The following is an 8,438-nucleotide window of genomic DNA, read 5'->3' on the forward strand; positions in this document are numbered from 1 at the left end:
GTCTTGTGACTTTCGATGTACTTTCCGAATTCCACATCGAGCGCTTTGCGAACCGGCACCATCGATGGCAACGCGAACAACCGATCATTCGTGAGCGGCGCGTCGGTCGATCTCGGCGGCAATATCACGCGTCCGAGCGCAAACCTGCCACGATCGAGTTCGCGCAGCGCTGCCGGGTCGAGAATCGCGACACCGCGCTCGAGCGCCGCGGCGCCCTGCGCAGTATTTGCAGAGAGAACGCCGGCGAGTAAAACCAGGAATGTGAGCAAAAATCGCACGCGGTCCATGAACTGACAAACACCGCATGCAAGGCCCCATTCCGGGACTGTTTGAGGCTGCATTCGGCTTTCAGGAAGATAGCCGAACAGCAATGCGATTGTCCTGCTGAGTCCAAAGTTCAGGCCGGCAATCGCTTCAAGTTGGGGTGAAGCGATCGGAACCTAGCGCGCGACAACCAGGCCTTTGCTGGTGACGACGACCCAGTGGCCATCCTGCCGCCTGATAGCGTCGACTCGGCCGAGGCCAGGCACCTCATCGCCGGCATAGACCACATAATATCCGCCGCGCCCTTCGATAAGCGCGCCGCCCTGGGCGACGTCACGCAGATGCCAGCGGTCTAGCGTCGGCAATTTCGCAACTTCGAGCTTCGCTGGAACCGTCGTCTTGGCAGGCCCAATGGAGCCCGTGACCTCCGGCTTCGCAGCCGCGATCGGCGTAGCAGCGGGCGTGGGTGGCATGATGCGGGGCTTCTCAATCGTCTCATTGAGCTTGGCGAGCTTGGCCCCCGGTTCACCTTGCGCCTTCTCGAGCTTGTCCAGCCGCTCGCTTGCCTTGTTGAACTGGGCGATGCCGGCTTTGGACGTGTGTTCGACGTTCGATGCCAGCGCCAGGATGTCTGCCTCGATCCGCGCGACAGAGGCTTCCAGCGCCGCATTCTCGTTCCCTGCCGGCTCGCCACCAGCAACATGCGAAAGAGCCGCGGTCGCGAGCGCGCCGCCGAGCGCACCGGTCAGCGCCGCCAACGCCACCACCGCGGCGAGCCCGGAAAGCCGGCGCTTGCCGAGTAAGCTCTGGTCCGGCCCGTCTATCCTGGGCTGGCTGCCAACTCCGGCGTCGTTGTTCTCGCTATCGGACATCACTATGATTCTGCCGGGGAAGGCGGGCGCGTCGGGCGTGGCCTCTACACTTAGATTCTCGGTCCCGGAGGCTTCCGCCGCCGGCCTCTCGGTCATCGCATCTGCTTCGGGCGCAGCCTCTGGGGCAGCTGCCATGAGTTCAATCTGTTCATCCGGCGAAGAGGGATAAACGATACCAATGGAACTGGATTCGCTGCTGGTCAGCGCTGCGTCTTGCTCGCTCACGTTCCAAATCTCCAGTGCAGGTTGACCATTTGGTAACCTTCATTGCTTGCCAAATCGTTACCGATGGCCGTCTTACCGAAATTTTAGGAATTCATCCGGACCGGCCCACCTGCTTCGCCAGCCGCAGTCCTCGCTTCGCTCGACCAAACTGCCGTGCAGTGCAGCACATCCTTCGCCCGCACGACTTTCGCATCGTTTGCGTCACCGGAATTCGCGGCTAACATTGGCGGGCAAATACCAGCCTGAAAGGCGGGGGACCATGGCCATCGAAAAATGCATTGCCGAATTTGGCATCGATGATGTCATTTTCGAGGAAGGGTCGATCGGGCGCGAGCTGTTCGTGGTTCTCGACGGTAAGGTCGACATCGCGAAGATCCATGGCGATACCAAGACCATCATCGTCCGCCTCGGCAAGGGCGAGTTCTTCGGCGAGATGGCCGTGATCGACGGCTCTTCGCGTTCGGCAAGCGCAATAGCATCGGCGCCGAATACCCGCGTGATGCGGATCAACCATGCCCGCTTCGTGTATCTGGTCAGTCAGCAACCGGCCTTTGCGCTGATGATCATGGATGGCCTCAGCAAACGCTTGCGAGCCTCCAATGCAGTAACCTTCAGACCGGCCAATCCATGAGCGATCGCAGGCCGAGTGCATTTCCGGTACTCCTGAACAACGACGTGTGCTCGCTGATCCAGGCAGCCGAGAACGTCTATCAGATTCGGTTCAAGAACCGCGCCGCCAATGCCTATCTGGTGCGGGGCAAGTCTCGAACCATCATGATCGACGTCGGGCTCTCCTCGAATTTTCCGCATCTGCTGGAATGCCTGCATCATGTCGATTGCCCGCCCGACAAGATCGACATGGTGGTCCTCAGCCACGAACATCTCGACCACATCGGCGCAGCGTATCATTTCGGCGGCCACACCATGATTGCCGCGCATCGCCTTGCCGCCAACAAGATCATGCTGCGCGACGATTTCTCGATGCTGCGCAAGATGTTCAATGAACCGGCGGTGGCGATCAACATCGATCTCTGGCTTGAAGAAGGAAACCTGATCGATCTTGGGAACTTCCGCCTCGACGTGATGTACACGCCTGGTCACACTTCGGCATGCATCAGCCTGTTCGATCCGGAACAGGGGCTTCTTTTCGCCGCCGATACCTTGATGGCCGGCGGTGTCATGGGCGGGATATTCGGATCGGGCAGCATCGCCGACTACATTCAGTCGCTTCAACGGCTAAAGGGCTTGAATTCCAGGATACTGCTATCAGGGCACGGCCGGCTGTCCGACACACCGCAGGAAGATGTCAGGATCGCGATCCAAAGGTCTCATGGCCTGTTGTCGGACACCGCACAGTTATTCGATGCGCTCGATGCGCGGTCCAATTTTGAGCCGATCATGCAATCGGTGCGCGACCTCAACAAACTTGACGATAGCTGACGTCCCGTTTCGATGTGACAACGCGATGATCACGCTAGATCACCACTGGAGCGTCCGGTAATTCGTTCTTGCCGCCACCTTGGCTTGGAAAATGAACCGCCAGCTGCTTCGAGACCGCCTCGATGCCCCGGATGACGCCGCCTTCGAAATCGCCCGCTCGGAAATCGGTTTCCATCGCCTTGCATATTTTTTCCCAGCTGGCGGTGCCGACCTTCGCGTCAATGCCGCGATCGGCCACGATCTCGACGTCGCGATCGGCGAGCAACAAATAGATCAGCACGCCGTTATTATGCGCTGTGTCCCAGATCCGAAGGTGTGAGAAGACATCCAGCGCCCGCTCGCGCGCGGATTGATCGCGAAACAGCGGCGCACCATCCAGCGCACCTTCGACCACGAATCGGACCTGGCCGGAATGCGTGGCCTCGGTGGCCTTGATCGTCCGCTCGATCGCCGCCAGTACGCTCGGCGGGAAAATCCGCCGAACCCGCCACCGATGCTCAATCAGATGCTTGCCGATCCGCTTGATGCCCATGTCTCTTTCACTTCAATCTACCAGCTACCGGACGCGCCGCCGCCGCCAAAACTGCCGCCACCGCCGCTGAACCCACCGCTAGACCCGCCACTAGACCCGCCACTAGATCCGCCGCCGCTCCAACCGCCGCTTCCGGAATAGGTCCCAGGTCCCGCCGATACAATGCCGCTGCCGAACATCGTGAAGATAAAGGCGATCAGGCCTGCGACAATGGAGGCCGCCAGCGATCCCGCGATAAACCAGGCTAGCGCGCCGACAATGCCGCCTGCCGCGATCGCGCCGATCAGCCTGCCGAGCGCGGTGCGAAGGATCGCGCCGCCGATCAGGATCGCAAACAGGACGAACGGATTCACTGCATCAAAATTGCCCGACCAATCCGAAGTTGGCGCCGGCGCAGGCAATCGCTCGCCATCGATCACGCGGATGATCCTATCCACGCCTGCTGAAATTCCGCCGGCGAAATCCCCATTCCTGAATTTGGGGGTGATAACCTCGTCGATGATTCGCTTGGCGGTAACGTCATTCAGCGCTCCTTCAAGGCCGTAGCCGACCTCGATGCGAAGCTTGCGGTCGTCTTTGGCGATAACGAGCAAAGCGCCGTCATCGATCTTTTTGCGCCCGATCTTCCATGCTTCCGCAACCCGGATCGAATATTGCTCGATGCTTTCTGGCTGCGTGGTCGGCACCATCAGGACCGCGACCTGACTGCCCTTGCGCGTTTCAAGGTTTTTGAGCGCTTGCGTAAGCGATGCGATATCGCCTGAGGACAATGTCCCGGTCTGATCGACCACCCGATCCGTCAATGGCGGCACAGCGACGTCGGCCAGGGCGGCGAAAGCCCAGCACAGCAGCAGCGCAACAATGCCGGCTCTTGCCGCGTTCATCGGGTAGCCGATCTGGTTGCCGGGCTATTTTGCGGGCGCGGGCGCTGGATTGAAGTCCACCTTTGGCGCGCTCGAGATTTCCTTTTCGTTGGCAACCGTGAAGTTGGCCTTCTCGTTGTACCCGAATGCCATTGCCGTAAGGTTGGTCGGGAATGAGCGGATGGTGACGTTGTAATCCTGCACCGCCTTGATGTAGCGATTGCGCGCAACCGTGATGCGGTTTTCGGTGCCCTCCAATTGCGACATCAGGTCACGAAACAGCGCGTCCGACTTGAGCTGAGGATAGTTCTCCGTCACCACCAAAAGCCTGGAGAGCGCGCTGGTCAATTCGCTTTGCGCGGCCTGGAATTTTGCGAATGCACCGGGATCGTTGATGAGCTCTGGTGTCGCCTGTATGCTGCCGACCTTGGCGCGCGCATTGGTGACGCCCAGCAGCACATCCTTTTCCTGCTGCGCAAACCCTTTCACCGAATTGACGAGGTTGGGCACGAGGTCAGCGCGGCGCTGGTACTGGTTCAGCACTTCGGACCATGCCGACTTAACCTGCTCGTCATTGGTCTGGATGACGTTGTAGCCGCAATTAGTCAGGCTCAAAGTGGCCAATGCGGCCAGCACCGTCCAAAATCTGCGCATTCGAAATCTCCCGTTAGTATCGCCGCAAAGTATCAAAACCAGCCGGCCCGGTAAGCTATCTTGGACAGGTCAGCCGGACGCTCATTTGCAAAATACTCAACCCGAAGCGTGCGCACTTAGGGTTGGAATGTCGAGGAGGCCTCAAGTCGCAGCCGCCGCCGCTTTGGCATCTCTGATCGCCTGCCAAACCTTCATTGGCGTCAGCGGCGTATGGAGCGTCTTGATGCCGAACTCGCCGAGCGCATCCATGACGCCATTGGCAATACAGGGCGGCCCGCCGATCGCGCCGGATTCTCCGCAGCCTTTCGCACCCAATGGATTGGTGCGACAGGGCGCGGACTCGTCCAGCGTGACTTCGATCAGTGGAATATCGTCGGCACGCGGTAGGCAATAGTCCTGATAACTCGCGGTCAGCAATTGACCTTCAGGATCGTAAGCAACGCCCTCGTACAACGCCTGACCGATACCCTGCGCGACGCCTCCGTGAACTTGTCCGGTCACCAGCATCGGATTGACTGCGATGCCGACATCATCAACGGTCGTGTAGCGAACGACGCGGCTAACGCCGGTCTCCGGATCGATCTCGATCTCGCAGATATGGGTGCCGTTGGGCCAGCTCGGCCCATCGACCTCGCCCTCGCTATCAACACTGAGCCGCGCGCCGGGTTCGTTTTTTGCAATTTCGAACAGTCCAATCCGCCTGTCGGTCCCGACCACGGAAAGCATGCCGTCGTGATATTCGATATCTTCGACGGAAGCCTCCAGCGCATTGGCCGCTTTCTCGCGCGCTTTCGCGATTAAGTCATTTGCCGAGACCGCAAGCGCCGTGCCGCCGACAAACAGCGAGCGTGAGCCGACGCTGCCGAATCCAGTGGCCAAATCAGTGTCGCCCTGCACGATTTCGATCTTGTCCATGGGGATGCCGAGCGATTCTGACACCATCTGCGTGTAGGTCGTCTGCAAGCCCTGTCCCATCGCCATCGTGCCGGAATGCAGCACGATGCGCCCTTCGGCGGTGGCGTGCAGGCTTACCTTTTCAGTGTGCGCGCGGCCACCGGTCCATTCGATGTAGCTGGTCAAGCCGCGGCCATAAAGCAGGCCCTTCTTCTTCGCGGCTCTTTTGCGGGCGGCGAAGCCATCCCAGTCGGCCAGCTTGGAAGCTCGCTCCAGCATGTGCGCGAACGCCCCGGAGTCATAGACCTGACCGACCGGATTGGTATAGGGCAGCTGCGCCGGCTTGATGTAGTTGACCTTGCGGATCGTGCGAGGATCCATCCCCATTTGTCGAGCAGCGGCGTCCATCAGCCGCTCGACGATAAATACGCCTTCCGGCCGGCCGGCGCCGCGATACGCGCCGACTGGTGCGGTGTTGGTCATCACCGCCTTTACCTCGTAATGCACGAGCGGCAGATCGTACACGCCCGACTGGACGAACGGCCCCAGCACCAGCGGAATGATGCTACCGGCGCCCGTGAGATACGCGCCGGTGCCGCCGACCGAACGCACGCGATACGCCAGCACACGGCCCTTGGCGTCGAGCGCGAATTCCCCTGTCGAGGTGAGATCGCGCCCATGGGTGCCGCCGACAAATTCGTCGGTGCGGTCACCGCGCCAGCGCACTTTTCGATTCAGCTTGATGGCGGCATAAGCCACCATGCCATCTTCCGGATAGAGGTTGGTCTTCTGTCCGAAGCCACCGCCGATATCACCGACCAGAACGCGCACGCTTTCCTTCGGCCGCTTCAGCACGGCCTCCGCAAGTACGTCGCGGGTCGATCCCGGGGTCTGGGACTGCACATGCAAAATGAGTCGCCCGGTTTTTTTCTCAACCTCCGCAATGGTCGAGCGCGGCTCCATCGCCGAGGGGACCAGCCGTTGGCTGACGAGATCGAGCGACACCAGATGCGCAGCCTTGGCGAAGGCGGCCTCGACCGCGGCGGCGTCGCCGTAGCTCATCGCCGCAACGATGTTATCGGGAGCTTCAGCCCATACCGCCGGCGCGCCCGGCCTGGTCGCCTCGATGGGGTCGACCACCGCGGGCAGTATCTCGTATTCGATCGAGATCGCCTCAGCCGCGGTTTGCGCTTCAACTCGCGATCTCGCTACCACCGCTGCAACGGGCTCGCCGGCGTAGCGCACGACTTCATGAGCCAATAACCGGCGGGGCGGCACCGTCATCGCCTTTCCATCGGGTCGCATGAAGACCGAGAGCGTCGGGATCGTGCCAATGTCATCGGCGACCAGGTCCGCACCGGTATACACCGCTTCAACGCCCGGCTGCGCCTTGGCAGACTCAACGTCGATCGAAATGATTTTCGCGTGAGCATGGGGCGAACGGAGCACATGGAGCCATAGCGCGCCGTCTTCCGGCTTATCGTCGATGAACTGCCCCTTCCCGGTGAGAAGTCGCTGGTCTTCGAGGCGCTTGACGGGCTGGCCCGCGCCGAAACGCATGTTGCCGGGAAGAATATTCATTCAGTTTGTCCTTCAAGCGTCTTGTCGTTGGGATTGGGCGGGGTTGTAGCGGATCGTCAACGTAAGTGCGAATCGCTCAGTCGATATCCCGCAACACCGTTTCGACTAGCTTGCGCTCATCGGCCGCCAATGGGGCCTGCGGCGCGATGGGATCGCCGACATCGTAGCCCTGGATCGCCAGCCCGGCCTTGATGCAGGCCGCAAGATTATAGTGCGCAAACACTTCGTTCAGCCGCCACAACTTGCGCTGTAGGGCCAGCGCGTCTTGCCAGCGTGCCGCGACGCAAAGATCATAAAGCTCGACGCTCTGGCGCGGGATCAGACAGGCCGGACCCGCCATCCAGCCCACCCCTCCGATCAGCATCACCGCGGCAGGAATGTGGGCGGATGCCGAGAAAACTTTGATGCTGTCTCCACACCGGTTCATGATCGACAGCAGCCGCCCCGTGTTGGTGGAGGCATCCTTGATGTAATCGATGCGTGGATGAGCAGCGAGGCTGGCAATAACCTCGAGCGTCAAATCGGCGCGTTGAAAATTTGGGTTGGTATAGATCACGACGGGAATATCGACGGCATCGGCGATCGCGCGAAAATAACTTTCCACCTGCACATGCTGCAGCGGAAAATACGCCTCGAGGATCGCGAGAATGCCGCTTGCTCCAAGTTTTTCGTAAGCCTTCGCCTGAGCCACTGCGTCCGATGTCGACGTCGAGGCGACACCTGCGACCACCGGCACGCGACCATTGGCCGCCTCTAATGTGACCTGCACCACGGTCGCGCGTTGTGAGTTGCTGAGATAAGCGAATTCGCCGGTTGAGCCCAGCGGGGTCAGGCCATGCACGCCCGATCCGATAAGATCGTCACATAGGCGGGACAGCACTTCGGTGCGGACCTGACCTGACGCATCAATGGGTGAAACGAGATAGGGGAAGACGCCGTGGAAGTCTGTCATGACGGCCAAGCTTAAGCGTTCGTCGGCACACCGGCAAATTGGAGCCAACCGACGCGAGCGGTCAGCGCTCACAGGCACCACACAGAGTCTGAGCATTGAGCCATCATCGCGTAGCGCGCGTGTCAAATGGCCATGCCGATCGTGCCTTGGTTGCGCCACAA

The 8,438-nt window shown here is 60.4% G+C and carries 8 protein-coding genes and 1 pseudogene; 2 read left to right on the forward strand and 7 right to left on the reverse strand.

The features are described from left to right. Window positions 1-287 (reverse strand): annotated as a pseudogene (locus VJV58_RS21130) (hypothetical protein); the annotation flags it as partial. A 153-nt stretch (window positions 288-440) separates the two neighbouring features. Continuing rightward, a complete protein-coding gene (locus VJV58_RS21135) occupies window positions 441-1,361 on the reverse strand; it encodes a hypothetical protein (protein ID WP_324139311.1) in 921 nt (306 codons plus the stop codon). Window positions 1,362-1,620: 259 nt separating this feature from the next. Between VJV58_RS21135 and VJV58_RS21140 the strand changes: the two genes are divergently transcribed. Further along, on the forward strand, window positions 1,621-1,992 hold the full coding sequence (locus VJV58_RS21140; RefSeq protein ID WP_324139312.1) for a cyclic nucleotide-binding domain-containing protein: 372 nt from the start codon (window positions 1,621-1,623) through the stop codon (window positions 1,990-1,992). After that, the gene (locus VJV58_RS21145; RefSeq protein ID WP_324139313.1) at window positions 1,989-2,801 is read left to right on the forward strand and encodes an MBL fold metallo-hydrolase; all 813 of its coding nucleotides are present in this window, start codon (window positions 1,989-1,991) and stop codon (window positions 2,799-2,801) included. Before VJV58_RS21140 ends, VJV58_RS21145 begins: the two co-directional genes overlap by 4 nt. 34 nt (window positions 2,802-2,835) lie before the next feature. Here the strand turns inward: VJV58_RS21145 and VJV58_RS21150 are convergent, their stop codons facing one another. The 5 genes from VJV58_RS21150 to VJV58_RS21170 all read right to left on the reverse strand — a co-directional run bounded on the left by VJV58_RS21150 (window position 2,836) and on the right by VJV58_RS21170 (window position 8,277). After that, window positions 2,836-3,333: a TPM domain-containing protein gene (locus VJV58_RS21150; protein ID WP_324139314.1), complete on the reverse strand. Its 498-nt coding sequence runs from the start codon at window positions 3,331-3,333 to the stop codon at window positions 2,836-2,838. Between the two features lie 17 nt (window positions 3,334-3,350). Further along, window positions 3,351-4,217, reverse strand: coding sequence for a YgcG family protein (locus VJV58_RS21155; RefSeq protein WP_324139315.1), 867 nt, complete (start codon window positions 4,215-4,217; stop codon window positions 3,351-3,353). A gap of 24 nt (window positions 4,218-4,241) precedes the next feature. Beyond that, complete coding sequence (locus VJV58_RS21160) at window positions 4,242-4,850, reverse strand: LemA family protein (RefSeq protein ID WP_324139316.1); 609 nt, start codon at window positions 4,848-4,850, stop codon at window positions 4,242-4,244. A 141-nt stretch (window positions 4,851-4,991) separates the two neighbouring features. Continuing rightward, on the reverse strand, window positions 4,992-7,325 hold the full coding sequence (locus tag VJV58_RS21165) for a xanthine dehydrogenase family protein molybdopterin-binding subunit (RefSeq protein WP_324139317.1): 2,334 nt from the start codon (window positions 7,323-7,325) through the stop codon (window positions 4,992-4,994). A 76-nt stretch (window positions 7,326-7,401) separates the two neighbouring features. Beyond that, window positions 7,402-8,277 (reverse strand): dihydrodipicolinate synthase family protein, encoded by an 876-nt coding sequence (locus VJV58_RS21170; protein WP_324139318.1) that lies wholly within the window; start codon window positions 8,275-8,277, stop codon window positions 7,402-7,404. Window positions 8,278-8,438 lie beyond the last annotated feature (161 nt).

It is taken from the genome of Bradyrhizobium sp., from assembly GCF_035273305.1.
GTDB lineage: Bacteria > Pseudomonadota > Alphaproteobacteria > Rhizobiales > Xanthobacteraceae > Bradyrhizobium.